Raw genomic sequence first — 854 nt, forward strand, 5'->3', positions numbered from 1 at the left:
GGGACTTCATCACTACCGGTATCGTAGCAATGCATTCCTAAACGTTCACCGAGAGGTTTTTCTGGAGTGATTCCATTTTCGCTATACAAACGCTCACGACGAGCATAACAAATTGATCTAGACCCAAAGTGAAACCGTTGAGTCCAATCAGTCCATTCAACATCCCTTAGAAAACCATAGCAAGGAGGCCAACAAGAAGCTACCTTTCCATCACTAAATTCAAGCGTTATCGGAAACATCAGATGCCTCCTCTTTCGCAAGTTTGATGATAGATTTCAACATGAATTCTAACGCACGACCTTCGCGATAGCCTTCAAGGAAACCTTGCTTTTCGGCGTGATAACGATGTTCGTCGAAATTAGCATCCGCCTTTGCTTTGGTAGCCCAAGCAATAACGTTGGCAGGGAACTGATTACGACGACGCAAGATGTATTTTGCATCACGTTGAACATCAACAGCACGACGGATACCAGCTTTAGCACCTTTGATGCCAGCGGTCATTTGTTGAACTTGAGTTTCAGCCATTGGTAAAAACTTAATGGCGATATCTGCAAGCAACTGCTTATTGTCAACATTACCGACAATTTTACGCAGGTTCATTATTCTACTACTCCTGTCAATTATTACTTCGGCTACCTATGCGTTACCTTACGGACGAATAGTGACAGTTAATAGCCATGTAGAGCAACACAACTACTCTAAAAAACCCTCACAATGATAAAAAGAGGGCTTGAACAATAGTCGTTCAACAAAATAACTGAGGGTTGATACCAATGATGAAAGTATCATAAAGAGGACTGCTAAGAATCCTCTTGAGATACGTACTTTAGAAAGTACTTACGCTTCCAACACCT

General features: G+C 41.9%; 2 protein-coding genes. Both read right to left on the reverse strand.

Annotated features, from left to right (window positions below; all coding sequences use genetic code 11):
- A partial coding sequence (locus tag N1032_RS24430) for a hypothetical protein (protein WP_259543101.1) occupies positions 1–239 on the reverse strand: 239 nt, incomplete at its 3' end.
- Entirely contained in the window at positions 220–600 is a 381-nt protein-coding gene (locus tag N1032_RS24435; protein ID WP_259543103.1) for a hypothetical protein, read from the reverse strand. The genes N1032_RS24435 and N1032_RS24430, both read right to left, overlap by 20 nt.
- Positions 601–854 lie beyond the last annotated feature (254 nt).

Source organism: Herbiconiux daphne (genome assembly GCF_024979295.1).
GTDB classification, from domain to species: Bacteria; Actinomycetota; Actinomycetes; order Actinomycetales; family Microbacteriaceae; genus Herbiconiux; species Herbiconiux daphnes.

Bases quoted from the DNA above. Each gene is read 5' to 3' on its own strand.
- N1032_RS24435 (WP_259543103.1), bottom strand. From the start codon at position 600: ATGAACCTGCGTAAAATTGTCGGTAATGTTGACAATAAGCAGTTGCTT.